This window comes from Curtobacterium oceanosedimentum, assembly GCF_040545555.1.
Classification (GTDB): domain Bacteria; phylum Actinomycetota; class Actinomycetes; order Actinomycetales; family Microbacteriaceae; genus Curtobacterium.
The window spans coordinates 148859-175310 of the sequence record NZ_JBEPMD010000007.1; the positions used below are offsets into that span (position 1 = coordinate 148859).

At 71.9% G+C, this 26452-nt stretch carries 25 protein-coding genes and 1 tRNA gene; 5 read left to right on the forward strand and 21 right to left on the reverse strand.

The features are described 5' to 3' along the window. Positions 1-98: 98 nt before the first annotated feature. Both ABIC52_RS09750 and ABIC52_RS09755 read right to left on the reverse strand, forming a co-directional pair. Positions 99-791: a CPBP family intramembrane glutamic endopeptidase gene (locus ABIC52_RS09750; protein ID WP_209823627.1), complete on the reverse strand. Its 693-nt coding sequence runs from the start codon at positions 789-791 to the stop codon at positions 99-101. Between the two features lie 555 nt (positions 792-1346). After that, positions 1347-1877 carry a CGNR zinc finger domain-containing protein gene (locus tag ABIC52_RS09755; RefSeq protein ID WP_126890075.1) on the reverse strand — a complete coding sequence of 177 codons (531 nt, stop codon included), beginning with the start codon at positions 1875-1877 and terminating at the stop codon, positions 1347-1349. 55 nt (positions 1878-1932) lie between these two features. Between ABIC52_RS09755 and ABIC52_RS09760 the strand changes: the two genes are divergently transcribed. Continuing rightward, positions 1933-3138, forward strand: coding sequence for an MFS transporter (locus ABIC52_RS09760; protein WP_354027204.1), 1206 nt, complete (start codon positions 1933-1935; stop codon positions 3136-3138). Positions 3139-3158: 20 nt separating this feature from the next. Here the strand turns inward: ABIC52_RS09760 and ABIC52_RS09765 are convergent, their stop codons facing one another. The 6 genes from ABIC52_RS09765 to ABIC52_RS09790 all read right to left on the reverse strand — a co-directional run bounded on the left by ABIC52_RS09765 (position 3159) and on the right by ABIC52_RS09790 (position 7921). Further along, a complete protein-coding gene (locus tag ABIC52_RS09765) occupies positions 3159-3806 on the reverse strand; it encodes a response regulator transcription factor (protein ID WP_354027205.1) in 648 nt (215 codons plus the stop codon). After that, positions 3803-5086 carry a sensor histidine kinase gene (locus ABIC52_RS09770; protein WP_354027206.1) on the reverse strand — a complete coding sequence of 428 codons (1284 nt, stop codon included), beginning with the start codon at positions 5084-5086 and terminating at the stop codon, positions 3803-3805. Before ABIC52_RS09770 ends, ABIC52_RS09765 begins: the two co-directional genes overlap by 4 nt. An 858-nt stretch (positions 5087-5944) precedes the next feature. Continuing rightward, positions 5945-6109: a hypothetical protein gene (locus ABIC52_RS09775; protein ID WP_153257417.1), complete on the reverse strand. Its 165-nt coding sequence runs from the start codon at positions 6107-6109 to the stop codon at positions 5945-5947. Positions 6110-6233: 124 nt separating this feature from the next. Beyond that, entirely contained in the window at positions 6234-6545 is a 312-nt protein-coding gene (locus ABIC52_RS09780; RefSeq protein WP_126890071.1) for a DUF4190 domain-containing protein, read from the reverse strand. Between the two features lie 124 nt (positions 6546-6669). Further along, positions 6670-7125: an NUDIX hydrolase gene (locus ABIC52_RS09785; RefSeq protein WP_126890070.1), complete on the reverse strand. Its 456-nt coding sequence runs from the start codon at positions 7123-7125 to the stop codon at positions 6670-6672. A 34-nt stretch (positions 7126-7159) separates the two neighbouring features. Further along, positions 7160-7921 carry an SDR family oxidoreductase gene (locus ABIC52_RS09790; RefSeq protein ID WP_126890069.1) on the reverse strand — a complete coding sequence of 254 codons (762 nt, stop codon included), beginning with the start codon at positions 7919-7921 and terminating at the stop codon, positions 7160-7162. Between the two features lie 188 nt (positions 7922-8109). On the opposite strand from ABIC52_RS09790, the gene ABIC52_RS09795 reads away from it, so the two are divergent. Next, positions 8110-8580 carry an NfeD family protein gene (locus ABIC52_RS09795; RefSeq protein WP_354027207.1) on the forward strand — a complete coding sequence of 157 codons (471 nt, stop codon included), beginning with the start codon at positions 8110-8112 and terminating at the stop codon, positions 8578-8580. Continuing rightward, positions 8577-9758: an SPFH domain-containing protein gene (locus ABIC52_RS09800; protein WP_354027208.1), complete on the forward strand. Its 1182-nt coding sequence runs from the start codon at positions 8577-8579 to the stop codon at positions 9756-9758. Before ABIC52_RS09795 ends, ABIC52_RS09800 begins: the two co-directional genes overlap by 4 nt. A gap of 71 nt (positions 9759-9829) precedes the next feature. Here the strand turns inward: ABIC52_RS09800 and ABIC52_RS09805 are convergent, their stop codons facing one another. The 9 genes from ABIC52_RS09805 to ABIC52_RS09845 form a co-directional block, all read right to left on the reverse strand. Then, a complete protein-coding gene (locus tag ABIC52_RS09805) occupies positions 9830-10180 on the reverse strand; it encodes an RNA polymerase-binding protein RbpA (protein ID WP_354027209.1) in 351 nt (116 codons plus the stop codon). A 104-nt stretch (positions 10181-10284) separates the two neighbouring features. Next, a complete protein-coding gene (gene lnt / locus ABIC52_RS09810; protein WP_354027210.1) occupies positions 10285-11961 on the reverse strand; it encodes an apolipoprotein N-acyltransferase in 1677 nt (558 codons plus the stop codon). Positions 11962-11972: 11 nt separating this feature from the next. Further along, entirely contained in the window at positions 11973-14414 is a 2442-nt protein-coding gene (locus ABIC52_RS09815) for a DEAD/DEAH box helicase (RefSeq protein ID WP_354027211.1), read from the reverse strand. Continuing rightward, positions 14414-15166, reverse strand: a complete 753-nt coding sequence (gene tatC, locus ABIC52_RS09820; RefSeq protein ID WP_126890124.1) for a twin-arginine translocase subunit TatC — start codon at positions 15164-15166, stop codon at positions 14414-14416. The genes ABIC52_RS09815 and tatC overlap by 1 nt, the downstream gene beginning before the upstream one ends. Positions 15167-15406: 240 nt before the next feature. Next, a complete protein-coding gene (locus ABIC52_RS09825) occupies positions 15407-16378 on the reverse strand; it encodes a helix-turn-helix transcriptional regulator (protein ID WP_209677149.1) in 972 nt (323 codons plus the stop codon). Further along, positions 16371-17501: a helix-turn-helix transcriptional regulator gene (locus tag ABIC52_RS09830; protein ID WP_354027212.1), complete on the reverse strand. Its 1131-nt coding sequence runs from the start codon at positions 17499-17501 to the stop codon at positions 16371-16373. The genes ABIC52_RS09825 and ABIC52_RS09830 overlap by 8 nt, the downstream gene beginning before the upstream one ends. A 72-nt stretch (positions 17502-17573) precedes the next feature. Continuing rightward, the gene (locus ABIC52_RS09835) at positions 17574-18500 is read right to left on the reverse strand and encodes an FKBP-type peptidyl-prolyl cis-trans isomerase (protein WP_354027213.1); all 927 of its coding nucleotides are present in this window, start codon (positions 18498-18500) and stop codon (positions 17574-17576) included. A gap of 40 nt (positions 18501-18540) precedes the next feature. Next, positions 18541-19650 (reverse strand): tRNA (adenine-N1)-methyltransferase, encoded by a 1110-nt coding sequence (locus ABIC52_RS09840; RefSeq protein ID WP_354027214.1) that lies wholly within the window; start codon positions 19648-19650, stop codon positions 18541-18543. Continuing rightward, positions 19647-20357 (reverse strand): HAD family hydrolase, encoded by a 711-nt coding sequence (locus tag ABIC52_RS09845; protein ID WP_238638274.1) that lies wholly within the window; start codon positions 20355-20357, stop codon positions 19647-19649. The genes ABIC52_RS09840 and ABIC52_RS09845 overlap by 4 nt, the downstream gene beginning before the upstream one ends. A 159-nt stretch (positions 20358-20516) precedes the next feature. Here ABIC52_RS09845 and ABIC52_RS09850 point away from each other — a divergent pair, with 159 nt between their 5' ends. Then, positions 20517-21452, forward strand: coding sequence for a proteasome assembly chaperone family protein (locus tag ABIC52_RS09850; RefSeq protein WP_354027215.1), 936 nt, complete (start codon positions 20517-20519; stop codon positions 21450-21452). 221 nt (positions 21453-21673) lie between these two features. On the opposite strand, the gene mshC is transcribed toward ABIC52_RS09850, so the two are convergent. The 3 genes from mshC to ABIC52_RS09865 form a co-directional block, all read right to left on the reverse strand. Next, positions 21674-22918 (reverse strand): cysteine--1-D-myo-inosityl 2-amino-2-deoxy-alpha-D-glucopyranoside ligase, encoded by a 1245-nt coding sequence (gene mshC, locus ABIC52_RS09855; protein ID WP_209677155.1) that lies wholly within the window; start codon positions 22916-22918, stop codon positions 21674-21676. Further along, on the reverse strand, positions 22915-23745 hold the full coding sequence (locus ABIC52_RS09860) for an undecaprenyl-diphosphate phosphatase (RefSeq protein WP_126891973.1): 831 nt from the start codon (positions 23743-23745) through the stop codon (positions 22915-22917). The genes mshC and ABIC52_RS09860 overlap by 4 nt, the downstream gene beginning before the upstream one ends. A 61-nt stretch (positions 23746-23806) precedes the next feature. Beyond that, positions 23807-25123, reverse strand: a complete 1317-nt coding sequence (locus ABIC52_RS09865; RefSeq protein WP_354027216.1) for a M20/M25/M40 family metallo-hydrolase — start codon at positions 25121-25123, stop codon at positions 23807-23809. A gap of 188 nt (positions 25124-25311) precedes the next feature. Here ABIC52_RS09865 and ABIC52_RS09870 point away from each other — a divergent pair. Then, positions 25312-25397, forward strand: a tRNA-Leu gene (locus ABIC52_RS09870). Between the two features lie 473 nt (positions 25398-25870). On the opposite strand, the gene ABIC52_RS09875 is transcribed toward ABIC52_RS09870, so the two are convergent. Then, positions 25871-26452, reverse strand: coding sequence for a CxxCxxCC domain-containing protein (locus tag ABIC52_RS09875; RefSeq protein ID WP_238638202.1), 582 nt, complete (start codon positions 26450-26452; stop codon positions 25871-25873).

A 26452-nucleotide genomic window follows, 5' to 3' on the forward strand; every position in this document is an offset into this window, starting at 1 on the left:
GACACTGGGCCGATTAGGACACCGGGCCGATCAGGACACCGAGCCGATCAGGACACCGGGCCGATCAGGACACCGAGCCGATCAGGACACCGGGCCGATCAGGCCCGATGGTGGTCCCGCGGGTGCCGAATGGCCACGATGAGGCCGACGACGGCCGCCGCGAGCAGGAACAGCGTCGACCCGGCGCTGAGCAGGAACGGGACACCGTCCGAGGTCTGCGTGCGGAACCCCTGGACGGCGTTGTAGAGCACGTGCACCACGACGGGCCCGACGATCGAACCGGTCACGCGGCGTGCGAGGTAGGCGGCGGATCCCAGCACGAACGTCATCTGCACCTGGAACAGTCCGTCGAGGCCCTGCCCGAGGGCGTGGGCGAGCGCGAACGTTGCCGTCGACAGGAGCCAGACCACCCACTCCGGCAGGACTCGTCGGAAGCCGGCGACCAGGGTGCCGCGGTACACGAGTTCCTCGACGAGGGCGACCGCCACGACGGCGACCGCGAGCGCGCCGAGGTAGTCACCGCTGTCCGGCCGGAGCGGTGTCGTGAAGGTGGCCGCGGCGACGAGCGCGTAGCCGACGAGGAGGACGACACCCCACCGGGAACGCGTCCGCCGTTCCGACACGACGCTGCGCCAGCCGCCGAGCAGCGTGACGAGCGCTGCGACGACCACCAGAGCGATGGCGTCACCCGCGGTCTGTCGAAGGAGCGCGTCCTCGGACCCGAGCGGGCTGCCGTCGACACCGGGCAGGATCGCGGACACGCCGAGCAGCACCAGCGGGAGGACCACCACGAAGACGAGCGTGACGACGGTAGCGGCCGTCCGGTTCGCGATCCTCGCGGGGAACGCAGGTCCAGCCGGGACGGTCGTGGCGGGGGGAGTCGAGGGCACGGGTGTCCTTCCGGGTCGTTCGGGTTGCACGGTCACGAGGGCCACTGTGCCAGCGCCGCCCCGGACCGTTCACGGGCGGCGGCCGACGGGAGATCCGGCTGCAACGTGGTGTGCTACATGCTACCTCGCTGCCGGTCGAGCGCAACCGTCAGTACGAGACGCGGCGGTGCCGTCACGACACTCGGGGTCGGGCACGGCCGTGAGGAGCGCGCCCTGGCGCCGTCGCCGCGTGTTCCTTGGGGTACCGGGCGGTGGCGGTGGGGGCGGAGCGACGAGGAAGAACGTGCTGGACGCCCGGCTGAGTTGACATAATATGCATTATCGGCTCGTGGTCTTGCCTCCAGCTGGTGACATGACGGGCGTCCATGCCGCGCGAGTCGATGCACCGCATCGCAGCCGTGGATCGCACTTCCGGCTCCGTCATCCGATCCTCGGAGAGGACGAAGTGGACGCCGGTTAGGCCTGACGATGACGTCGTACGCGCATCTTCGTCGAGCACCGGTCGGAGCAGTAGGCGCGGTTGTGGCGCGGCGAGGTGTCGAGGAACGGGGTGATGCAGCCGTCTGCCCCGCACTCGTGGAGGTACCGGACCTCGCCCGTGGAGTACGCAGCGATGCTCGCGCCGATGACGCGTCCGGCGACGCGACCGACGACACCTGTCCTCGAGCTGCGGTACGTGACCGGTTCACCGAGGGCGGGGACGCGGGGGGTGATGGCGTACTCGGCCACGAGGCCGTCGAGACGAGCAGCCGCGTCCGGCGCGTGTGGGTCGAGGAGCACGGCAGCGAGCGTGTCGCGGAGTGCCCGGATCCCCTGGAGAGCCGCCGGGCCAGCGTCGCTCGTGTGCTGCCGCGTGCGGCTGCCGGGGAAGATCCGTTCGACATCCGCCATCGTCAGCAGCTCCTCCGGCCACGGCCCGATCTCCCGCGTCGCCACCAGGGCGACGGCACGGCGGAGTTCCTCGCGATCGATGGGGTGCATCTCCATGCGACCATCATCGCAGGTAACGGACGCTACGGGTAGAACCCGTTACATTCGGGGCATGACGCACACCTCCCCGCTCCTCGCGGTCCTCCGGTCGCCAGCCTTCTGGAGGTACTCCGCCGTCGCATCGCTGATGCGCGCACCTGTCCTCATGGCCGCGGTGGCCCTGACCACGACGAGCATCCTCGTGACGGGGACCTTGGCGACGGGTGCGGCGCTGGCGGCGTGGTACGTGGTGGGCACGGTCGCGGCGACGCCGATCATGGCGCAGCTGGTCGGGTCGCTGCCGCTGCGTCAGGTGCTCCGGTGGCAGATGCTCGCCCACGCGGTCCTCTGGATCGGGATCACGGCGTGCTGGACGTACCAGGGTCCTTCCTGGGTGGCCCCGCTGCTCGCAGCGGACGCCGGGGCGGTGATCGCAGGTAATGCGGGTGCCGTGCGCGTGTTGATGTCCGGGACCGTGCCCGCGGACGCTGCACGGGCCGCGTCCACGGTGGACGTGACCTTCCTCGACCTCCTCGTCTTCCTCGCGCCGTTGCTGGCGGCGCTCGCATCGCTCCTCCATCCGACGGCGCCGGTCGCGACGGTGGCCGTGGTGGGTCTGTCCGCGGCTGTCGCCGTCTCCCTGCTGTCGAACGACAGCTTCGCGGTCACCTCCTCGGAGCGAGGCCGCAGGAGCGCGGACCGGGGACGACTCCGGTGGGATGCTCACGGTGTGTCGTGGATCGTGTTCAGCGCATCCATCGGCCTCTACTTCGGGGCCATGGAGGTCGGAGCGCCGACCCTCGTGGCCGTCCACGGCTTCGACGTGAGCGTCGCGTGGGTGGTCTTCTTCGTGCTCTCGGTCACCAGCGTGCTCGGCGGGTGGGCGGATGCCTCCCGACCTCCAGGTGCAAGCGAGGATCGGTGGGCGCTCGTCGGCGCCGCCTCGATGTGCGTCGGATGCATGCTCGTCTCGTCGGCCGCTTCGCTCCCGTGGGCTGTCCTCGGGCTGCTCCTCAGCGGCGTTCCCGTCGCGGCTCTGCTTGGTCTGCGCTCGCACCGCATCGACATCGGCCTCCCGTCGGAACAGCGCGCCGGCTACCTCTCCTGGGCCTTCGCCGCGCAGAACGCCGGCTTCGCCCTCGCGAGCATGCTCCTCGCCCACGTCGGTCAAGCGGCGGTGCTCGTGTGCGCTGGCGTTCTCGTCCCACTCACCCTGGTCGTCGCCCTGCGCGCGAAGAGCAGCACGGAGAGCGCACCGTGCCAGGGCCCGGCTGAGTAGCTCGACGCCCGGTGGCGGATCTACGCGGAGAGGAACCGCAGGACGGCCAGCACCCGCCGGTGGTCCGCGGTCGTCGCCTCGAGCCCGAGCTTCGCGAAGACGGCCGTCACGTGCTTCTCGACCGTCCCGCCCGACAGGAACAACGTCTCCGCGATCGCAGCGTTCGACCGCCCCTCGGCCATGAGTCGCAGGACGTCGGTCTCGCGCGCGGTGAGCCGGTCGAGCCGGTCCCGGAGCGGCCGCGGTGCCTGCACCAGCGCGGCGGCGACCTCGGGATCGAGCACGACCTTGCCGGCCGCGACCTGCTGCAACGACTCGATGAAGGTGGCGACCTCGGCGACCCGGTCCTTCAGGAGGTAGCCTACGCCGACGGTCGCGACGTCGAGCAGGGTCCGCGCCCACCGGACCTCGGCGTACTGCGAGAACAGCAGCACGCCGACCTCCGGCCGCGCTGCCTTGAGAGCGACTGCGGCCCGGACACCTTCGTCGGTGTGGGTCGGCGGCATCCGGATGTCCATCACGACGACGTCGACGAGCTCGGACGTGAGCGCGGGGAGGACGGCCGCACCGTCACCGACCGCCGCGACGATCTCGTGACCGCGACCCTGCAACAACGACGCCAGTCCCTCGCGGACGATCGTGTTGTCGTCGGCGATCACGATCCTCATGCGGACCTGCCGGAGGGCATCGCGAGCTGGACCGTGGTGGGGCCGCCGGCCGGACTCTCGACCTCGAGCGTGCCGTCGACCGCTCGGAGGCGTTCGAGCAGTCCGACGAGACCGGTCCCCTGCCCGTCCGGCCGCGGCAACGAGACGTGAGCGCCTCCCACTCCGTCGTCGACGACGGTGACGACGAGCTCGGGTCCCTCCGATGCCACGTCGACCGTGGCCGCGGTGGCGCCAGCGTGCTTCGACACGTTCGTGAGCAACTCGAGCACTCCGAAGTAGACGATGCCCTCCACGACCGGCGACGGTCGGACGGGCAGTTCCACACGCAACGTCACGGGGAACGGGGTGCGGGAGCACGCCGACGCAAGCCCTGCCTCGAGCCCCTCGTCGAGGACCGGCGGATGGATCCCCCGGGCCAGCGCACGCAACTCGACGAGCGCTTCCTTCGTCGAGGCGTGCGCCTGGGCGACGAGCGCGTCCACTCCGGACCCGTCGGCGTCCTGACGGTTCCGGAGCCGGTCACGGGCGTCCCCGAGCGTCATCGCCAGGCCGACCAGACGTGCCTGCGTGCCGTCGTGCAGCTCTCGCTCGATGCGGCGCAACGTCGTGTCCGCGTCCATCACCGCTGCGTCACGGGACGCAGTGACCTCGGCCAGGCGCCGCTGCCGGAGGTCGGCGCCGAGCATCGAACGGATGACCGCGCGCTGCACGGACCCGAGGCCGTGGTTGACGGCGGGCCAGACCGCGGCGAGCACGACCAGGCCGAACGCGGCGAACGCGATCTGGAGCGGGACGGTGTCGACGAACACCCCGAGGAACTGCGCACCGCGGTGCTGCAGCCCGTCCGAACCCGTCTGCTCCGGGAGGAAGCGGCCCCAGACGCTGTGCGACAGCGCACCGACCGCGGAGACGAGCACCGAGACCGAGATGGCGAAGGACACCGTCGTGACGACGAAGCCGACCACCAGGTACGCGAACGCCCTCCACGTCGAGCCGTCCGTCAGTCGCGTGGTCGCCCATGCCAACGGGCCTCCGCGAGGCTGACGCATCGTCGGCGCGACCACCTCTTGCCCCAGCAGCGCAGCCGACATCCGCCGGGTGACCGCAGCGAACCACGCGGAACCCCCGACGAGGAACGCCGTGACGATCAGACCGAACCACGTGACCGCCGACGGAACGCCGATACCGACCGCCAGGGCGAACCACGTCACCGCCCCGATCGCGATCGGCAGGTGCGCGGCATGGAACGCGAACTGCCGCCAGGTCGATGCTGCGAACAATCCGGAGACGAACCGGAACCGGGGAACTACGGTGCGTTGCGGGACGAGAACAGTGGTTCGGGACATGAGACCTCTTCGTGGGAACCGGGAGTGTGCTGCGCTGTTCCCAGCTTCGGGGAACGCGGGCGTTCGCGGGACCAGGCAGGCCCTCCGTCTGCTGGGGGGAAACCCGAACGGGGGGGGCGCCGCGGCACTCGGTCAGCGCGCACGGGTCGTCAGGTCGCGGAGCAGCAGTCCGACGAGATCTCGTCGCGATCCGACCGGGCCGCATCCCGAGCAGCGCAGGAGTGCTCCCGGTCACATCGGAGCGCGCGCCGGGACGAGCTCGGCGGTCGCGCCGCTCCCACCGGACAGGACCGTCTGCAGCAGCGCACCGGCGAGCCGGACTCCCCCACGGCGGCGTCGCGGTCGTCCGATCCGCACGGTCGGATCGCCGCGTACTCCGCACGACCTCGTGGTCGCGGCATCGCGGTCCGGCGATGCGACCGGGACCACGTCGTGAAGGTCACTCATGAGACTCATCGTCGCAGACACGGCGCGGGACGGCAGCACACCGGTCAGCCTCCATCGAGGACGAGGACGAGGACGAGGACGAGGACGGTGCCGGACCACCCGTGGCGACGACCCACATGCCCCACACCGTCGGCGCCGACGCATCGAGCCCGGAGGCGTACGACCTGCCGCCGACCAGGTGTCCCGGTCGACCGACATGCCGCTCACGAACATCGTGAGCGGCATGTCGTGCGACCTGCGTGGGGCGACCAGGACGACCGGTGGGCCGTCGGTCAGGAACGCCGGATCATGGGGGCGCAAGAACCAGCGCGCAAGCGTCGGCGCGGGGCGGTCAGCCCCTCGGAGTCAGTGCTCGGGCGTCTCGTCGCCGGTCGGCACGTCGTCGGCGTCGATCTCGAGGGCCGCGTCCTCGCGGCCGTCCTCCTCGACCTCGGGGCGGTCGGTGTCCGGCTGCTCCGGCGCGTCTGCCTGGGTGGTCTCTTCTGCGGGGTCCGGCTGGCTGTACGTCATGGCGCGGACGCTACTCGGACCGGGCTGGGACGGTCTCGACGACGGTGCAGCGGACGTCGGAGACCGGACAGACGGACGGGAGGCGCGTGGCGGGTCCGCCACGCGCCTCCCGTCCGGTGTGCGACTACTGGTTGTTCATGTACGACACGGCGGCCATCGCGCCGATGATCATGAAGATGATCGCGATGACGATGCCGATGACGCTCAGGACGATGCCCGCGAGCACCATGCCACGGCTCAGGCCGCGGCGACGCGCCACGAAGCCCAGGACGAGACCGACGATGCCGGCGATCAGCCCGATGATCGAGAACAGGAAGCCGAAGACGACGGCGACGATGCCGAGCACCAGCGAGCCGACGGCGAGGCCGTTGCCGCCGTTCGTCGCGGGAGCCGCGCCGGGCGTGTTCGGTGCCGGCGGGAAACCGTTCGTGGACATTGAAGCTCCTCGTGTCAAGGCCGCTGGCACGGGTTGCGTGCGGCCGTCTGCGCACACGCTATGCGATACCTGCGAATTCCGTTCGCATGCGCCCGTCGCAGGCGTGGCGGTCTTGTCGGGTCGGTCAGACCACCCGGTGCTGCCGGACGAGCTGCGGGAGTTCCGCCGGTTCGAAGGGCTCGTCGGTCGCGTCGAGCTCCTCGGCCGTCCACCAGCGGGACGCGAGGATGTCGACGCGCTCGTCGTCCGTCCACTCGGTGTCGGAGAGCTCGAACCCGGGCGTCCGGACGACGTAGAACTCGGCGTGGCCCCGGTCGTGGTCGGCAAGGTCCCACTCCACGGTGAAGTCCCACGACCACACCGGCTCCCCCGGATCGTCGACGACGATGCCGGTCTCCTCACGGAGCTCCCGGACAGCGGCGTCACGGTGCGACTCCCCCGGGTCCACGCCGCCGCCCGGAGTGATCCACCGGTGGGACCCGTCGGACGACGGCGACCGCGTGTCCATGAGGAACACGCGGCCGTCGGGGTCGAGCAGGAGGATGCGGGACGTCAGTCGCAGGCCGGGCTTCGCTGTCACGCGCCCGAGGCTACCGGTCGTCCCGTGGCGCTGGTCAGGCCGTGAAGCCGCTCGTGTCGCCGACGAGCTTCGTGTGGTCGGCCGGGATCGGCTCGACGGCGGCGAGGGCGATCTCCGCCGCGAACTCGGACACGCTGTAGAGCTTGCCGACCTCCTGGCGACGACCCTCGATCGCGCCGGGGTTCAGGCGGTTGAGCAGGGTCGCCGTGATGGTGCCCTCGATCATGTCGCCGGAGACGGTGACGAACTCGATGCCGGCGGCCTCGAGCTGCGGGATGAGCTCGCGCAGGGCGAGTTCACCGGCGCGCTTGCTCTTCGCGACGGGCACGTACTCGTCCATGGTCTCGGCGGTCTCGACGAAGTGGGCCTGGTGGCTGGTCACGAAGACGACGCGCGATCCGGCCGGCATGTGCGGCACGGCGGTCTGCAGCATGTCGACCTGCGCGTCGCGGTTCAGGCGGAGTGCGTAGTCCTCCCCCAGGTCGGCCTCCATGCCGCCCGAGGCGTTCAGCACGAGCAGGTCGATGCCGCCCCACTCGGCGACGACGCGGTCGACCATCGCCTGGACCGAGTCGTGGTCGGTCAGGTCGGCTCCCACGGCGATCGCGGAGCCACCGGCAGCGACGACCTTCTCGACGATCTGCTCGGCACGCCGGGCCTTGTTGCGGTAGTTCACGACGACCTTCGCGCCGGCCTCCGCCAGGTAGCCGACGGTGTCGGCGCCGATGCCGCGCGACGAGCCGGTGACGAGGGCGCGCTTGTCGGCGAGGGATCCGGGGGCGAGGGGGTTGCTCACAGTCGTGTTCTCCAGGTCGCTGCTGTGGCCGGTTCGGCCGCGCACGAGCCTACCAACCGCCCGTGTCGGCACCGTCGACGACCTCCTCGGTCGCGCGGACCCGAGCGTTACCCGATATGTTGAACGGAGTTGGACCGGCCGTCGCGACGCTGCACGCCGGAGCGCGCGATGCGAGGGAGGGAGTTCGCGTGAACATCGACTGGATCCAGACCGTCGTCTGGATCGGACTGACACTGCTGTTGGGTGTGGTCGAGATCTTCACCCTCGACTTCATCTTCCTGATGCTCGCCGCGGGTGCTGCCGGAGGGCTGGTCGCCGCGCTGCTCGGCGCCCCGTGGTGGCTCTCGGCGATCATCGCGGCCGTCGTGGCCCTCGTGCTGCTGTCGCTCGTCCGTCCGCGGCTGCTCGTGGCGCTCGGCCGGAACGCCGACCCGCACCGCACCAACATCGAGGGGCTGATCGGCCTGCGCGGCACCGTTGCCGTGGCCTTCACGTCGTCGTCGCCCGGGCAGGTCCGTCTCGCGAACGGCGAGACCTGGAGCGCCCGGCTCGCCGCTGGCTCCCCCGACCGCACACCGCCGCTCGGCACCCCCGTGGTCGTCGAGTCGATCGAGGGGTCGACCGCGGTCGTCCGCCTCGGAGAAAGGGCCACCTCGTGACCATCTCAGCCGGGACGATCGCCCTGATCGTCCTCGTCCTCGTCGTCGTGATCTTCGTGATCGTCGTCCTGTCCCGCGCGATCCGCATCGTGCCGCAGGCGACGGCCGGGATCGTCGAACGCCTCGGCAAGTACCACAAGACCCTCAGCCCGGGGCTCAACATCCTGGTGCCGTTCATCGACCGACTCCGCCCGCTCATCGACATGCGCGAGCAGGTCGTGTCCTTCCCGCCGCAGCCGGTGATCACCGAGGACAACCTGGTGGTGTCGATCGACACCGTCGTCTACTTCCAGGTGACCGACGCACGCGCCGCGACCTACGAGATCGCGAACTACCTGGGCGCGGTCGAGCAGCTCACCACGACCACGCTCCGCAACGTCGTCGGTGGCCTCAACCTCGAGGAGGCGCTGACGAGCCGCGACAACATCAACGGCCAGCTGCGCGTCGTCCTCGACGAGGCGACCGGCAAGTGGGGCATCCGGGTCGGTCGCGTCGAGCTCAAGGCGATCGAGCCGCCCGTGTCGATCCAGGACGCCATGGAGCAGCAGCTCCGTGCCGAGCGGAGCCGTCGTGCCGCGATCCTGCAGGCCGAGGGCACGAAGCAGTCGCAGATCCTCGAGGCCGAGGGTCAGCGGCAGGCCGCGATCCTCGCCGCCGAGGGTGACGCGAAGGCCCAGGTGCTCCGTGCCGAGGGTGAGGCACAGGCCATCGCGACCGTGTTCGAGGCGATCCACACGGGTGACCCGGACGAGAAGCTGCTGTCGTACCAGTACCTGCAGACCCTGCCGAAGATCGCCGAGGGCACCGCGAACAAGCTGTGGATGATCCCGAGCGAGTTCACCGACGCGTTGTCCGGCATCGCCAAGGGCTTCACCGCCGGTCGCACCGGCAGCGGTCCCGTCGCCGGTGCCGGCGGCGGCACGGACTTCCTGTCCCGCATCTCGAAGCTCGCCAACGAGAGCCTGGCGAACACCGCGACGGCGGACGGCGCCGCAGCGGCGAACCCGCGGCCGAACGCCACGGCCGCGGACATCGTGCCGGACGCGGCGCTCGACGAGCGACTCGCCGAGTCCGACCGCAGCGTCGACGCGCACCTCGCGGCCGCGGACGACGCCTCGCAGGCGGACCTCGACGGCGGCCACCAGCGTGCGGGCGACGACCAGCAGCGCGCACAGTAGCCCGAGCCACGACACGACGACGCCCGCCCCGGGATCCCGGGGCGGGCGTCGTCGTGTCCGGGAGCTGCGGTTCAGGCGCCGCGTCGTGCGCGCAGGAACGCGAGACGCTCCTCGAGCAGCTCCTCGAGCTCCTCGCGCGAGCGTCGCTCGAGGAGCATGTCCCAGTGGGTCCTCGGCGCCTTGACGTCCTCAGCAGCGACCTCGACGGGGATCCCGTCGTCGCCGAGCAGTCGTCCTTCGCGCCCCGTCCGGGGTTCCGACCACGTCTGCGGTACGTCGGCCTCGGCGGAGAAGACGACGTCGAACGTCTCCCCCGACTGGGTCTGGTACACCGCGCGCTTCCGGTCGGAGAGCTCGACGCCCTCCTCGCTCTGGAGACTCTGGCTCCCGAGCCGCATCCCGCGGAGACTCCGATCAGCCATGTGTGTGCTCCTCTCGCTCGTCTGCCGTCCTCAACACTGTCCCACGCGGGTTGCATCCCGATGGGGCGCATTCACAGAGCGTTCCCAGTGGGAGGTCGCGGTGTTCAGGAAGCGCGTCGACGAGGACGAGCGGAACGGCGGCCCCACGGCACGCACGCGAGCAGTGCGAGGAGGCTCCCGAGCGACACGAGGAGGGTCACGGAGCCGGAGACGACCGTCGCGGGCGTCGTACCGGTCCCGAGCGGCACGTCGGTGATCATCGAGGTCGCGGTGTATTCCGGGACCCGGTCGATGGTCCGTCCCGACGGGTCGATGACCTGCGAGGCACCGACCGTGGAGATGTTGACGAGCGACCGGCCGGTCTCGACAGCCCGGAGCCGGGCGATCTCGAGCTGCTGCAGGTTCTCGTCGGTGCCGGAGAAGTCGGCGTTGTTCGTCTGCGCGAGGATGACCTGCGCTCCCCCGCGCGCCATGTCCGACGTGAGGCCGTCGTCGACGATGTCGAAGCAGACCGCGATCCCGGCCTTGATCCCCGCGACGTCGAGCACGTTCGGCTTCGTGCCCGGTGTGTAGTCGCGCTGCAGGAGCCCGATGAGCGACGGTGCGAGCTTCGAGAAGAACCAGCGGTCGGGCACGTACTCGCCGAAGGGGACGGGACGTTTCTTGTCGTAGGACGACTGCCAGCCGTCGGCGGTCCAGACGAACGACGTGTTGTGCAGCACCCCGGACGGCGTCTGCGTGATCGCCCCCGCGACGAGGGGTGCCCCGACGGTGTCCACGACGGAGTCGAGTGCGTCCGCGACGGTCGGGAACTGCCGCGGATCGGCCTCCGCGGCGGCCTCGGGCCAGACGACCAGGTCGACGCCGCGCGCCTCGACGTCGGTCGCAGCGACCTGCGCGGCCAGGACCTCGCCCGGCTGTGCGCGGTCGAAGTACCCGGCCGGACCGTTCCCCTGCACGGACTCGACGCGGATGCTGCCGTCGACGCGGGTCGGCCAGGCGGGCACGGCCAGGACCACGGCGACCAGGAGCCCGGCGGCCGCGATGCGAGCGGGTGCGCCGAGGACGGCGCCGGGTGCCCGCGGCACGACGAGCGCGAGCGAGAGCACGACGGCGACGCAGTAGACGACGAGGAAGGTCACCCCGAGCACACCCACGTACGCGGCGAGGTGCGTGAACGGGCCCTGTGACTGGGACAGTCCGACACGGCCCCACGCGAAGCCCTCGTACGGCCAGCTCCCGGAGAACCACTCGCGTCCGGTCCACAGGCCTGCGACGACGGCCGGGAGGCCCCACACCCGCCAGGCGGTCGAGGGCAGGACGCGCGCGACCCACCGGTACGCGAGGGCGATCGCCACGCTGCCGAGCGCGAAGTACGCGGCTTCGAACAGCGCGAGCGCCAGCCACGGGACCGGCCCGAGGTACCGTCCGGCCCACGAGATCGCGGGCAGCCAGAACGCGGCACCGGCCACGTACCCGAGCCAGGCTGCGCGACGGGCGCGCTGCCCCATGGCGGCGAGCAGCATGCAGGCCATCGCCGGGTAGGCGAGGAACCACCACCCCGGCGACGGGAACGACAGGGCGAACAGCAGGCCGCCGACGACCGCGAGCGGGAGCGCGAGCCGCAGCGGCAGCGCGGCGAACTCGTCGCGTCGGCCGTCCGGCAGGACGCCGTGCCCGGACCCGGATCGCGGCGTCGTCCGCGAGGTGCGGTGGGTGACGCCGCGGCGCGGGGTGGGGCCGCCGGCCTGCGGACGCGTGGCTGCGTCGGGGACGTGCACCGGGCCTCCCGTCAGACCGTCGCGTAGGCGACGATGCCGCGGCGGACCGCGTCGGTCGCGCGCCGCGCGGTCTGGGCGAGCTCGTCGTCACCGGCGTTCCGGACCTGGTCGAGCAGGTCGATCACCTGCTTCGACCAGCGCACGAAGTCACCTGCGGGCATGTCGAGGGTCCGGAGCACGTCGTCGAGCGCGGAGCCTGACGCCCACCGGAACATGCCGACGGACATGGCCGGGGTCGGCGGCTGGGAGCCGGCGAGCCGGGCGTCCCGCTCGATGTCGTCGAGGCGGGACCAGATGGTCAGGGTCTCGTCGAGCGCCGGCCGGAACGCGCCGCGGGGCAGGGCGTGCTCGGTGCCGGGGGCGTCCTCGCGGCGGGGCTGGTAGACGATCGTCGCGGCCATCGCGGCGAGCTGCGCAGGGGTCAGTTCCTTCCAGACGCCGGCCTCGAGGCACTCGGCGACGAGCAGGTCACGCTCGCCGTAGATCCGCTGCAGGCGGCGCCCGCCGGCGGCGACGGTGGCTTCGCCGTCCCCGGTCGCGACCAGGTAGCCGAGCTGCAGGAGCACGTCCGTGACGCGGTCGAACGTCGTCGCGACGGCACCGGTGCGGGAACGGATCTGCTGCACGAGCTTGTCGTTGGCGCGCTTGAGCTTGTACCAGCGCTCGGCCCAGCGGGCGTGCGCCTCGCGGTCCGGGCAGGCGTGGCAGGGGTGCCGCTGCATCTGCCGACGGACCTCGGTGATCGCCGCCTGGCGCTCCTGACGGGCGCCGTGCGAGGCCTCGCGCCCGCCGGGGACGTTCGTGCGCTCGAGGTCGGACAGGCGACGACGGAGCGCGGCGTACTCGGTGAAGTCGCCGAGGTGGCACTCCATCGCCCGCTGGTACCCGTCGAGGGACTCCTGCTGTGACCGCACCTTGCGCGCGAGGTCGACGACCGAACGGTCCGCCTGGAACTGCGCGAACGAGGTCTCCAGGACCTCGCGCGTGCGCTGCCGCCCGAACTGCTCGATGAGGTTCACGGCCATGTTGTACGTCGGTTTGAAGGACGAGTTGAGCGGGTACGTCCGACGGCTCGCCAGCGACGCGACGGCCTGCGGGTCGAGGCCGTCCGACCACTGGATGACCGAGTGCCCCTCGACGTCGATGCCACGGCGTCCGGCACGACCGGTGAGCTGCGTGAACTCCCCCGGCGTGATCGGCACCCGGGCCTCGCCGTTGAACTTCTCGAGCTTCTCGAGCACCACCGTGCGCGCCGGCATGTTCACGCCGAGTGCCAGGGTCTCCGTCGCGAACACGACCTTGAGGAGCTTGCGCTGGAAGAGGTCCTCGACGACTTCCTTGAAGGCGGGCAGGAGCCCCGCGTGGTGCGCGGCGACGCCCCGCTCGAGCCCCTCGAGCCACTCCCAGTAGCCGAGCACGGCGAGGTCCTCGTCGAGCAGGGTCCGGCAGTGGTACTCGGCGGTCTCGCGGATCTCGTTGCGCTCGTCGGCGGTCGTCAGCGAGATGCCGGACCGCAGGACCTGACGGACCCCCTGGTCGCAGCCGTTGCGGCTGAAGACGAAGAAGATCGCGGGCAGGAGCATCCGCTCGTCGAGCACCTTCGCGATCTGCTCGCGGTACATCTTCTCGGTGCGCGGACCCCGGCGCTCCGGGTAGCCGCCGCGACCGCGACGACCGCGGTGACCGCCGCCGTGCCGCTCGCTGCGCGAGGCACCGCCGACCAGCCGGAGCAACTCCGGGTTCACGCGGTTCGTCGCGGCGGCACCGCTCGAGTCGAACAGGTCGACCATCTTCGACCCGACGAGCACGTGCTGCTCGAGCGGGACCGGTCGGTCCTCGGACACGATGACGTCGGTGTCGCCTCGGACGGTCTGCAACCAGTCGCCGAACTCCTCGGCGTTCGACACCGTCGCGCTGAGCGACACGAGCCGGACCTCGGTCGGCAGGTGCAGGATCACTTCTTCCCACACCGCGCCGCGGAACCGGTCGGCCAGGTAGTGGACCTCGTCGAGGACGACCCACGCCAGGTCGTCGAGCAGGTCGGAGTCCGCGTAGATCATGTTCCGGAGCACCTCGGTCGTCATCACGACGACACGGGCCCGCGGGTTGACGTTCGTGTCGCCGGTGAGGAGCCCGACCTCGGACTCGCCGTAGTCGGCCACGAGCTCGTTGTACTTCTGGTTGCTCAGCGCCTTCATCGGCGTCGTGTAGAACACCTTCGCCGTCGGCTGCCGCATCGCGAGCCAGATCGCGAACTCGGCCACGATCGTCTTGCCGGCACCGGTCGGTGCGGCGACCAGGACGCTCCGACCCTGGTCGAGGGCGTCGCAGCCGGCGACCTGGAACGGGTCGAGGTCGAAGCGCAGGTCGGAACGGAACAGCTCGAGGTTGCGCGAGCGGTTCCGGACCTTCGCCGCCTGGTAGCGCTCGGCAGCAGTGGGTCCGGGTGTCATCAGCGTGCGTACTCCTCGTCGAGCTTCGCCTGCTGCTTCGCCAGCCGGCGGTCGTGGAGCCAGGTCACGAGACACGCTGCTGCGTAGAGCACCGTCATCGGGATCGCCAGCAGGAACATCGAGATGACGTCGGCCGACGGGGTGACGATCGCACAGAACACCAGGATGCACACGATCGCGACGCGCCACGACTTGATGATCGAGCTGGCCGACAGCACCCCGACGAAGTTCAGCAGGACGAGGAACACCGGCAGCACGAACGCGATGCCGACGGCCACGATGAGCTTGATGACGAAGTCGTAGTACGCCTTCGCGTCGACGATCGACGTGTCCTGCGACGACACGAAGCTGCCGAGGATCCCCACGATGTGCGGCAGGACGTACCAGCCGAACCAGCACCCGGCGAAGAACAGCGGGATCGCGGTGCCCAGGAACCCGAACACGTACTGCTTCTCGCGCCGGACCAGCGCCGGGACGATGAACGCCCACACCTGGTACAGCCACACGGGGCTCGAGATGACGACACCGATCGTGATCGCGATCTGCAGCCGCAGGTCGAACGCCCCGGTGATCTGGGGGAAGTTCAGCTCGGCGGTGTGGCCACCGACCTCCGCCAGCTGGGTGACCGGCTGCCGCAGGGCGTCGAGGACGAACGGGGTGAGGAACCACCCGCCGATCGCGCACACCGCGACCGCGAGGACGGCCTTGAAGAGACGGTTCCGCAGCTCGATCAGGTGCTGCCCGAGCGACATGCGACCCTCGGTGTCCTTCTTCGGACGGCCTGGTCGCCCCGCTCGCCCGCTCGCGGTCGTCGAAGCCATGGCCCGATCCTACGGGACCGGGACCGACAGTCGGGCCGTCGGCGGCGGACCCACAGGAGGACCGTCGGACGGGAGGCGCGGCTCGGGCCCGCCCCGCGCCTCCCGTCCGACGGCGGTCGCCCGAGGGAGGGCGGTCGCGGTCGCGGCGGTCGCGCGGCCGGGGACGGGGCGCTACTCGGCGGCCAGCGCCGCCACGGCGAACGCGCGCACGGCGGCGCGCGCTGCCGGTGGGTCGAGCACGACCGCGCGGCCCGGCAGACCGGCCACCAGTCGGACGACGCCGTCGAAGCCGTTGGACGCAGCGAGCCGGATGCGCACGCGGCCGTCGGCGTCCTCGGCGTCGGCGGTGTCCGCCAGGTAGTCCGCGACGAGGGGCAGCGCCGAGCAGTCGAGCTCCACCGTGACGATGACGTCGCCCCCGGACTGCTGGAAGAGCGTGTCCGGGATCACGACGTCGCCGATGGTCTTCTCGGCCGGCCGGTCGTCGACCCGGACGTTCGTCATCCGGTCGAGGCGGAAGGTCCGCAGTGCCTGCCGGTCGAGGTCCCAGGCCCGCAGGTACCAGTCGGTGTCGATCGACTCGACGCGCAGCGGGTCCACGCGGCGGGTGCCGCCGCGGGTGCGGGGACCGGCGTACTCGAAGGCGAGCCCGCGCCCGTCGGCGACGGCGCGGCGGATCGTGGTCAGCGCGGCGTCGTGCAGGTCTTGACCGACCGCCACGTTCGACGCCGCTCCCCCGGCACCGCGGGACAGCTTCGCCATGAGCGCCCGGATGGCGTCGCGGTCCGCGGCCTCGGGCAGCGCCGACAGGTACTGCAGGCCGGCGATCAGGGCCGAGGCCTCGCGCGCCGAGAGCCGGGGCGAGTCGTCGATCGCCACGAGGTTCGTCAGCACGATCATGTCGTTCTGCTCGAAGTCGTCCCAGGCGATGTCGAACAGGTCGCCGTGCTGGTACTGCATCGTCTCGCCGGGCACGCCGGACACCGCGATGAGCTCGACGGCACGGCGGATGCGCTGCTCGGGGACGCCGAAGTGCCGCGCGGCCTCGGCCACGGAGACGCGCTCGTGGTCGATGAGGTAGGGCACGAGGACGAGCAGGAACGCGAGCTTGTCCTGGGCCTGGAGTGGTTGCTGGTCAGCCACGGGCACCCCCGGCCTCGGCGGTCTGGTCGGCGTCTGCCGTCTGGTCGGCGTCTGCCGTCTGGTCGGCTCCGTCGGTGTCCGCGCCCGCACCGGTCCGGTCGGCTGCGTCCGTGTGGTCGGCGACGAGGGCGCGCAGACGGGACACCACCTGCTCCCGCAGCGCGGCGGGTTCGAGCACCCGCACCTCGGGGCCGAAGGCCGCGAGTTCCCCGGCGAGGATCTGCGGGTCGACGTGGTGCACCACGAGCACGCCGTCGGCGGTGACCTCCGTGCCACGGCGACGTCGGAGCCGGCGCTCGGCGTCGGACCCGGGCACGACCGCGATGCGGGCGGTGCGCTCGGCCCACACCCGGTCGAGCTCGGCGAGTGCCCGTTCGGCGGCACCGGCGGGGGCAGGGTGCTGCCCGACCTGGTGCACGCTGACCGGGCCGACGATCCGGGACAGCAGGTAGTTCTTCGTGCCGCCGGTGGAGAACTCGTGCGCCGCCAGCATCCAGCGTCCGCCGTGCTGCACGAGCGCGAGGGGCGCGAGGTCACGGCGACGCGGCGCGTGCTCACCCGGCGTGATGTAGTCGAACCGGACGGCGGCGCCGCGGTCGAGGGCGGAGCGCAGCGGCTCGAACGCGGCGTCACGGGCGCGGAGCCGCGGCGCGTACGCAGCCATGCCGGCGACGCCCCGCGCCGCGCTCGACCCGTCGTCGTCGGCGCCGGCGGAACGGACCTTGAGCAGCGCCCGGCGGGAGTCCGTGGACAGTGCGCCCTCGCGCCACGCCATCGCGGCGAGCGACAGCAGTGCGGACTCGTCCGGGGTGAACCGGACGTCGAGCGGCAGGTCGTACTCGCCCTTCGGGATCCGGTAGCGCAGCGTCTGGTTGTTGCCGGCGGCGCCCGGGGTCTCGATCGTCTCGAGCGGGATGCCGAGGTCGCGGACGTCGTCCTTGTCACGCTCGAACTGGCGCTCGAGCGACGCGTTGTCCCCACCGGGCGAGAACCGCTGCCGGTAGCCCTGCACGTTCGCCAGGATCTCCGCCTTCGTCAGCCCGGCCTCGGTCGAGAGCAGCGCGAGCACGAGGCTGAAGAGCCGCTCCTCGGCGGGGACGCGGGGGGCTCGGGTGGCTGGCACGAGCCCGATCCTACGGCAGCGCGGGTGCACCGGAGTGCACCCGCGCAGGGTCGGTGGAGGGACGGTCGCGGCTCAGGCGGGCATCTTCCCGAGCACGTCGATGACGTACGCCGTGGTGCCGTCCTGCTGGTGCACGATCGCCAGGACCTGGTCGCCGACGCGGTGGCCGAGGACCGCGTTCCGCACGCCGTCGATGAGCTGGCCCTTCGCGAGCGGGATCGCCTGGGCGCCGGAGCCGTCGGTCCAGTTCGACGCGACGACCGAGGAGTCGCCGTTGCTGCCGGCCCACGAGACGGCCGTGTACTTGATGACCGCGGTGTCCTTCGCGGTGAGCTCCGCCCCGGACCCCTTGCGGAGCAGGTGCAGGGCGTCGTCCTTCGGCGCGCTCCACGACGGGATCGTGATGCCGGGGGCACCCGACGGCGCCAGGACGACGGCGGGCATGCCGTCACCGGCGAGCTGCGGCGTACCGGTTGCCCGTGCATCGAAGGCCTGCTTGACGTCCATGACCGCCACGACGGCGTCCTCGGTCTTCTCCGAGGTGCCGGACGTGCTGGTGGCGCTCCCGCTCAGTCCGCTCTTCGGCAGGGCCACGGCGAGCCGGTCGCCGACGTGGGCGCACTCGAGCGCGGTACCCAGCGGTCCGAACTTCGCGGCGCTGACGGTGATCGGGGCGGTCTGACCGGAGTACCCGCTGGTCTGCGCCACCTGACCGGTGGCGCCGTCGACCAGCGTGTACTCGACGAGGACCGGCGTGCCCTCCTCGACCTGTCGGCCGTCGCCGGAGCGCAGGACGGAGACCTGCGTGCCCTTCGTGGTCAGCCCGGCGGGCACCGACACCCTCGGCTCCTTGCCGAACGCACCGGTCGCCGTCACCGCTGCCGAGGCGGCACCGGGGGCGGGGCACGCGGACGGCGCCGAACCGGCCCCGCTGGCGGCGCACCCCGTCAGGGACGCGGCGAGGCCGATGGTGACCAGGAGTGCGGGGATGGTGCGCACGGACCCTCTTTCCGTTCGGTGCTGGACGGGCATGCGTAGCCTAGCGGTCGCCGTCGGCGGCATCGTGCGAGGCGTCCGGGGCGACCTCGTCCGCGCCCGTCCCAGCCTCGGCGGCCGCGACCTTGCGTGCCTGTGCCGCGGCCTGGCGGGCCACCTTGCGCAGCTTCTTGTCGCTGGCGGACCGCTCGCCGACGGCGCCGGGGGTCCAGGCCTCGACGTCCTCGTCCGAGAACTCGGCCTTGCCTGCGCGACGCTTCAGGTTCGGCAGGACGACACCGTCGGCCAGGCGGCGCGCGGTCACGAGGAACCCGGTGTGGCCGACCATGCGGTGGTCCGGTCGGACGGCGAGGCCCTCCACGTGCCAGGTGCGCACCAGGGTCTCGCTCGACTGCGGGTCCGTGAAGCGCCCGGTGTCGCGCAGCGCCTCTGCGGTGCGGGACAGCTGCGTGACCGTTGCCACGTAGCAGACGATGAGTCCGCCGGGCACGAGGGCGTCCGCCGCGGCGTCCACGCACTCCCACGGCGCGAGCATGTCGAGGACCACGCGGTCGATGCTCTGCGGTTCGGTGGCGCCGGGGAGCTCCTCGACGAGGTCGCCGACGGTCACCGACCAGTTGTCCGGGACGGCGCCGAGGAACGTGCCGACGTTGCCCCGGGCGATGGCGGCGAACTCCTCGCGGCGCTCGAACGACTGCAGCTGCCCGGTCGGCCCGATCGCCCGGAGCAGGAAGAGCGAGAGCGCTCCCGAGCCGACGCCGGCTTCGACGACACGGGCGCCGGGGAAGACGTCCGCGAAGGCGACGATCTGGGCGGCGTCCTTCGGGTAGACGATGGCCGCACCGCGGGGCATCGACATGACGTAGTCGTTGAGCAGCGGGCGGAGCGCCAGGTACTCGTCCCCGGTGCTCGCCCGGATGACCGAGCCGTCGGGCTGCCCGATCACGTCGTCGTGCCGGAGCACACCGCGGTGGGTGTGGTACTCGCCGGCGGTCTCGAGCGAGAGCGTCGTGAGCTTGCCCTTCGGACCGGTGAGCTGCACCCGGTCACCGGCGCGGAACGGGCCGCGCGGCGGGGTGTGCGGGGCGCCGCCCGCGGTGTGCGGCAGGGCGACGAGGTCGTCCTGCGAGGGCTGCTGGGACTGCTCGGTCATCGGTTCGCCGTCTCGGTACGGGCCGCGAGGGCCGGGCTGGTCAGTTCGACGAGGCGGTCGACGTCCACGTCCGCCAGCGTCGTCAGGTGCACGTCGCCGCCGGCGATCTCGGACAGCGGCACGATGTGCTCGACCGCGACGGTCACGGCGCCGGACGCCACCGCCGAGGCGACGCCGGTGGCGGAGTCCTCGATCGCGACGCACGCGGTGGGGTCGACCCCGAGCTGCGCCGCGGCGGCGAGGTACGCGTCCGGGTACGGCTTCGGGCGGTCGACGTCGTCACCGGCGACGACCACGCGGAACCCGCGGGCCCCGAGGGCGTCGGCCGTGACGAGCGCCATCGTGCGGCGGGACATCGTCACGAGTGCGGTCGGGATGCCGCGGTCGTGCAGCTCCTCGACGAGTTCACGGGCGCCCGGACGCCAGGGCAGTTCGCCGCCCTGCAGGCGCTCCGTCACGTAGTCGGTCATCCACAGGACGATCTCCTCGACCTCCATGTCGACGCCCCGGTCGCGGAGGATCTCGCCCGACCGCTCGAGGCCGCTGCCGACCAGCGACAGGCCGTCCTCGTGCGTCCACTCGGCGCCGTACCGGTCGGTCAGTTCGACCTGGGACTGCTGCCAGATCGGCTCGGTGTCGATGATCGTGCCGTCCATGTCCCACAGCACGGCTGCGGGGAGGACGCGTTCGGGGTGCTGGGCGGTCACGGGCGACGAGTCTACCGGGGCGCCGACCGACCCCGCGGTTCCGCTCGGGGCGGACGGAGGGATGCCCGCGGCCGGCTCCGGCCTATCCTGGGTGATCGACCGTGTCCGGCCGCGCGCGAGCACCGCGTGCGCCCCGCTCCACCACCAGGAGGCCCCTCCGTGCCACAGCACTCCCCCTTCAGCGACGGACGCCTGCTCGTCGTCGCCTTCGAGGGCTGGAACGACGCCGGCGAGGCGGCGAGCGGCCTCGCACGCCGCATCGTCGACGCGCTGGAGCTCGACGAGCTGCGCGAGATCGACGGCGAGCGGTACGTCGACTACCAGTTCAACCGGCCCGAGATCGGCACCGCCGAGGACGGCTCGCGCGCCGTCCGCTGGCCCCGCATCGTGCTGCACGGCCCCGGCGCCGAGGGTCGCCCGGTGCTCGGTGCCGCCGGCTCCGAGACCGAGCGCGACGTCTTCGTCCTGGTCGGTCCGGAACCCTCGCGCACGTGGCGCGGCTTCTGCGCCGAGATCATCGACCTCGCCGACGTGTACTCGATCGACGCGGTCGTGTTCGTCGGGGCGATGCTCGCCGACGTCCCGCACACGCGTCCGATCTCCGTGTTCGTGTCGAGCGAGAACGCCGGTGTCCGTGCCGCGTTCGACGTCGACCGGTCGTCGTACGAGGGCCCGACGGGCATCCTCGGCGTGCTCTCCGACGCGATGGACACCGCCGGGCTCACGACGCTCTCCCTCTGGGCCTCGGTCCCGCACTACGTGCACAACTCGCCGTCGCCGAAGGCCACCCTGTCCCTGCTCGACAAGATCGAGGAGCTCGCGGACGTCACGGTCCCGCGCGGCAGCCTGCTCGACGAGGCCACCGAGTGGGAGGAGGGCATCGACGCCCTCGCCGCCGACGACGAGGACATGGCCAGCTACATCGGCCAGCTCGAGCAGGCCCGCGACACGGTCGACTCCCCCGAGGCGTCGGGCGACGCGATCGCGCAGGAGTTCGAGCAGTACCTCCGTCGCCGTGAGCGCAAGGACGGCAAGGACGGCGGCACCGCCGGTGGCGAGGGCCCGTGGCGGCCCCCGCAGCCGCCGCAGCAGTAGTCGCGACCACGGACGGACGGACGGGAGGCGCGGTGCCAGCTGGCACCGCGCCTCCCGTCCGTCCGGTCTTCGGCACGCACCCTGGTCGTACGACGTGCCGCTCACCTCTGGAGTGAGCGGCACGTCGTGCGACCGCGACGGCCGCCGGCGGCACGTCGCGCGACCGGAACAGCGCCTGCCCGAGCCACCAGGACCGCCGACAGCGCGCCGGCGACCCGGACTCAGGCCAGGCGGATGCCGAGCAGGGCGTCGACGAGGTCGACGAGCTCCGGCGTGGCGCGGGTCCCCGCGGCGATCGCGGTGTCCACCGCGGCGACCGCACCCGGGGTGTCGAGGTCGTCGGCGACCCGTGCACGGATGCGCGCGATCGCCTCGGCGGCGTCGTCCTCGTGACCCGGAGCGTCGCCGGACGCCCAGGCGTCCCACGTCGCGAGCCGGGTGGTCGCGCTCGTCAGCTCGCCGTCGAACCACTCCCAGTCGTCCGAGTACCTGTGCGACAGCAGCGCGAGCCGGATCGCCCGCGGGTCGGCGCCGTCGTCGAGCAGACCGCGCACGGTGACGAGGTTGCCGAGCGACTTGGAGATCTTCGACCCCTGGTACGCGATCATGCCGGTGTGCACGAAGGCGTTCGCGAGCGGCTGGTGTGCGAGGGCCGCGGCGTGCCCGGCGCTCATCTCGTGGTGCGGGAAGACGAGGTCGCTCCCACCGCCCTGCACGCTGATCGGCAGGCCGAGGCGGTCGCCCGCGATGACACTGCACTCGATGTGCCAGCCCGGACGCCCGGGTCCGACGGCGGTGTCCCAGCTCGGCTCGCCCTGGCGCGCGGCGCGCCACAGCAGCGGGTCGAGCGGATCGCGCTTGCCGGGGCGGTCGGGGTCGCCGCCGCGCTCCGCCGACAGGGCGGTCATCGTCTCGCGGTCGAGCCGGCTCTCGTCGCCGAGCGCCCACGCCTCGGTGGGACGGTTCACGTCGAAGTAGACGTCGTCGCCCTCGGAGTCGTCGGTCGGCACGTCGTAGGCGTACCCGGTCTCCTGCAGGTACGCGACGGCCTCGGCGATGCGTTCGACCTCGTCCGTCACGGCCACGAAGTCGTCCGGCGGCAGGACGCGGAGGGCCTCCATGTCGCGCCGGAACAGGTCGATCTGGGACGCGGCGAGCTCTCGCCAGTCGACACCGTCGCGCGCCGCCCGCTCGAGCAGCGGGTCGTCGACGTCGGTGGTGTTCTGCGCGTACTCGACCTCGAGCCCCGCGTCACGCCAGGCACGGCCGAGCGTGTCGAACGCCAGGTAGGTCGCCGCGTGACCGAGGTGCGTGGCGTCGTACGGGGTGATGCCGCAGACGTAGAGGGTCGCGCCCTCCGCGCCGTGCGTCGGGTCGACCGGCTTTCCGGCGGCGGTGTCGTGCACCACGGGTCGGGGCGCGTCCCCGGGCACGGACGGGACGGACGGGACCTGCCAGGCCCTCACGGCTGGATCACTCCGAGCGACAGCAACACGATGAGCACGATACCGAGTGCGATCCGGTAGACCACGAAGGGCATGAAGCTGCGCTTCGAGATGTAGTTCATGAACGCGGCGATGACCACGAACCCGACGACGAACGCGACCACGGTCGCGACCAGCGTGTCGACCATGCCGAAGGGGGCGCCGTGGTCGCCGAGGCTCGTCGCGGCCTCGTAGAAGCCGGACAGGAACACCGCGGGCACGGCGAGCAGGAACGCGAAGCGCGCCGCCGCCGGTCGGGTGTACCCGAGGGCGAGTCCCATCGACACGGTCGCACCGGAGCGCGAGACGCCGGGCACGAGCGCCAGCATCTGCGCGACGCCGATGAGCAGGCCGTTCCGGAACGTCATCTGCTCGATCGGCCGGACCTTGCGCCCGACCACGTCGAGCACGCCGAGGACGATGCCGAACACGATCAGCACGATCGCGACGATCCACAGCGACCGGAACGTGGTCTCGATCGAGTCCTTGAGCAGGAGTCCGGCGACCCCGATCGGGATCGTGCCGAGGATCACCAGCCACCCGAGTCGCACATCCGGGTCGCCCTTCGGCACGTCGCGTCGGAACACCGAGCGGAACCACCGCCCGACGATCCGGGTGATGTCCTTCCAGAAGTAGATCAGCACGGCCGTCTCGGTCCCGAGCTGCGTCACCGCGGTGAACGCGGCACCCGGGTCCTTCGCGTCGGGCAGGAAGAGCCCGACGATGCGCAGGTGCGCGCTGGAGGACACCGGCAGGAACTCGGTGAGTCCCTGCACGAAGCCGAGGAAGATCGCCTCGAGGATGTGCATCGAACGGGGCCTTTCGTGCCGGTCGTCGCGGGTCGCCGCCGAGGGGCGACCCGGCAATGTATCAGTACGTGGCGAGCAGGTCGCCGAGGACGCGCCGCCCGAAGGCGAGGGCGTCGAGGGGCACGCGCTCGTCGACCCCGTGGAACATCGCCGGGAAGTCGACGTCCTCGGGGAGACGGAGCGGGACGAACCCGTAGCCTGCGATGCCGAGCCGCGACATCGCCTTGTTGTCCGTGCCGCCGGACAGCAGGTACGGCAGCACGGGTGCGCCCGGGTCGTGCCGCTCGAGCGTCTCCCGGACGGCGTCGACCAGCGGTCCGCCGAAGTCCTGCTCGAGGCCGACGTCGCGGTGCGTCATCACGACCTCGACGTCCTCGCCCGCGAGCTCGCGGACCCGCTCGAGCACGGCCTCCTCGTCGCCCGGCAGGCACCGGAGGTCGACGAGGGCCTCGGCGGTGTCCGGGATCACGTTGTGCTTGTACCCGGCGCGGAGGACCGTCGGGTTCGTCGTCGTGTGGAGCGCTGCGTGGATGAAGCGTGAGGCCGACCCCGTCGCGAGGGCGACCTCGTCCGGGCCGGACGCGATCGGGTCCACACCGAGCAGCCGTGCGATCTCGCGAACCATCGCCTCGGTCGTGCCGGAGAGGCGGACCGGCCACTCCTCGGCACCGATGCGCGCGACCGCGGCGGCCACCTTCGTCACCGCGTTGTCGCGCATCACGTGCGACCCGTGTGCCGCCGTGCCACGGGCGACGAGCGTGATCCACATCAGGGCCTTCTCGCCCGTCTGGAGCAGGTACGCGCGCTGCCCGCCGAGGGTCACCGAGTAGCCGCCGACCTCGCTGATCGCCTCGGTCGCGCCGGCGAAGACCTCCGGGTGGGTGTCGACGACGTGGTGTGCGCCGAGCACCCCACCGGCCTCCTCGTCCGCGAAGAACGCGATCACGAGGTCACGCTCCGGTGCACCCTGCCGCTCGACCACGTCGCCCAACGCGGTGAGCATCATCGCGTCCATGTCCTTCATGTCCACGGCACCGCGGCCCCAGAGCATGCCGTCGCGGACCTCGCCACCGAACGGGTCCACCGTCCAGTTCGACGGATCGGCAGGCACCACGTCGAGGTGCCCGTGCACGACCAGCGCCGGCTTGTCGGGGTTCCGTCCCGCCACCCGTGCGACCACGCTCACCCGGTCCGGCTCCGACTCGAAGAGCTGCGGCTCGAGGCCCAGGTCGCGCAGCCTCGCCTCGACGTAGTGCGCGGCCTCGGTCTCGCCGACCGACTTCCCCTCGCCCCAGTTCGTCGTGTCGATGCGGATGAGGTCCCGCGCGATGGCGGCGGTGGCCTCGAGGTCCGGCTCGGTCGGCAGGGCGTCGCTCATGCCGCCAACGCTACCGGCAGCGGGTTCGCCGGCCCGTCCGGAGGCGCTGCTCCCCCGCCGTTCCGGGGGACTCGCCCGGGATGCGTGGCCGTGTTCATCGTGCGTTCAGAGCCGTGCTAGTGTCTTCTCTCGGCAGGAACGCCGGGAAAACAGCCCGGAACGACAGCCGCACAAGTGAAGAACACCCTGTCCGGGTGGCGGAATTGGTAGACGCGCTAGCTTGAGGTGCTAGTGCCCGTATTAGGGCGTGGGGGTTCAAGTCCCCCCTCGGACACAAGATATGCGGTGCCCCCTGGCCTTTCGGCCCGGGGGCATTTCTTGTTCGTGCTCCCCGGCGAGCATCGCCATCGCTGCGCTCAGGGCGACGCCGCCTCATCACGGCCTCCTCGCTGCGCTCGTGGCCGGCGGCGAACGGCGGCGGCGCGCGGCAACTGCGACATCGTTGTTGTCGAACGACAGCGGTCTTGTCGCGTCGGGCGTCCGTGAGCCGGTGCGCGCGCATCGTGCGACATCGTCGTCGTCGAACGACAGCGGTGGTGTCGCAGGACGGGCGCGTCCGACTCGGGACGCCCCGGACACGACCGCGTGTCGGACGGGAGGCGCGGGGCGGGCTCGCACCGCGCCTCCCGTCCGGGACGGGGCTGCGTCGCGCCCCGGGGGCCGTCGCGCCGGCCCGCGCGGGACGGTCCGCCGGCCCCGCGGAGGAACGCAGCCGCCGCGGCGAGCCGGCACCGGCCCGGCCCGGCCTCAGCGCCGCCGCAGGCGCCGCACCACGAGCACCACCCCGCCGAGCGCGGCGAGCCACCCCCAGTTCGCCACCAGCGGGTCGAGCAGCCCGTGCCGCCAGTCCCGGCGGGAGGACGCGACCCGCGACCGGACCGGGTGTGCCCGCCACTCGGCGCGGACCCCGGTCTCGTGCACGACCCGATCCGGACGGCCTCGGAGCGCGTCCGTCACCCGGTGCGTCGCGACGTCGATCCGGTCGCCCAGCACGAGGAGCATCCAGTGGGCCAGACGGCCCTCGCTGAACCGTCGGTAGGCGTACCGCTTCACGACCCCGGCGAGCCCGGACAACGGCTGCGCGGTCCCGAACACGGGTGTGACGTGGGCGTGCTCGATCGACCGCTCGCGGCCCTCCGCACCGGGCTGCTGCTCGGGGACGTCCCAGTGGGCGCCCGAGGCGAGCCCGACCTCGCGGGAGAGCTTCGGCACGGACGGACGGTCTGCGAGGTCGAGGTCGCTCCCCCACCCGGGGATGCGCTCGCGGAGCTCGGCCGACGACGGGACGCGTCGCGGCGGATCGGCGATGTACGGGGTGTGGTCGGACAC